Below are 1,151 nucleotides of genomic sequence, written 5' to 3' on the forward strand. Positions count from 1 at the left end.
CGAGAGCATGAAGGCGGAATCGCTAGTAATCGCGGATCAGCATGCCGCGGTGAATACGTTCCCAGGCCTTGTACACACCGCCCGTCACACCATGGGATTTGGATTCACCCGAAGGCACTGCGCTAACCCGCAAGGGAGGCAGGTGACCACGGTGGGTTTAGAGACTGGGGTGAAGTCGTAACAAGGTAGCCGTAGGGGAACCTGCGGCTGGATCACCTCCTTTCTAAGGATCGTGACGAAAGCGCCAACGCTAGACGTTGGAAGAGCTTCGTCATTTCCAAAGAACATTGCCGCCGTCCTCATGTCCCTTCATCCTGGAAAATACGTTTCTAGCGAGACGTATCTGCCTGAGCAGGCTCACGCCGCCCGCGGCCGTTTACGGTCTGCTTGTGGTAGCGATGGGCCGGTAGCTCAGGTGGTTAGAGCGCACGCCTGATAAGCGTGAGGTCGGAGGTTCAACTCCTCCCCGGCCCACCATTTGATGTGGGGCCTTAGCTCAGCTGGGAGAGCGGTTGCTTTGCAAGCATCAGGTCATCGGTTCGATCCCGATAGGCTCCACCATCCCCTCGAGATTTCCAGAGATGAAGACAGCAGTTTGCCGGACACGTCCGGCAATATGAGGCGCAAGCGCCTCTCTTTGACATTGTGAATGGGTTTTTTAATCGATGCCGTGGCGACATGGGATTGGTTTTTATGCGTTTGGCCGCAAGGCTGGATGGATGAGGATCGATCAACAAGTCGTACACTGAAATGATTATCTGGCTGAGTTTAATAACCATACCGTATCGAACGACATTCAAGCACTTGATCATCTTCCAGTGCTGTCGTTGGTGGTGTGGACTCTCAAGCGTGAGGTAAGGGCATCTGGTGAATGCCTTGGCATGTACAGGCGATGAAGGACGTGGCACGCTGCGATAAGCGTGGGGGAGCTGTGAGCAAGCTTTGATCCCGCGATTTCCGAATGGGACAACCCACCTTCACCATTTAAGACTGGTCCAGCGCGGATTCCTTTAGGGGAGTTTGGGCTGGCCCCGTGTTAAATGGGAGAGGTATCACTAAGCTGAATAAAATAGGCTTTGGTGAGGCGAACCCGGAGAACTGAAACATCTCAGTACCCGGAGGAAAAGACATCAACCGAGATTCCGTTAGTA

Annotated in this window: 2 tRNA genes and 2 rRNA genes; all 4 read left to right on the plus strand. The window is 54.0% G+C overall.

Annotated features, from left to right (window positions below):
• Positions 1-223 (plus strand): 16S ribosomal RNA (locus SxD43FB_RS23645); the annotation flags it as partial.
• Positions 224-400: 177 nt separating this feature from the next.
• Positions 401-477 (plus strand) — tRNA-Ile (locus SxD43FB_RS23650).
• Positions 478-485: 8 nt separating this feature from the next.
• Positions 486-561: transfer RNA gene (locus SxD43FB_RS23655), tRNA-Ala, on the plus strand.
• Positions 562-841: 280 nt separating this feature from the next.
• A 23S ribosomal RNA gene (locus tag SxD43FB_RS23660) occupies positions 842-1,151 on the plus strand; the annotation flags it as partial.

Origin of the sequence: Sphingobium sp. D43FB (genome assembly GCF_002312805.1) — a bacterium.
GTDB lineage: Bacteria > Pseudomonadota > Alphaproteobacteria > Sphingomonadales > Sphingomonadaceae > Sphingobium.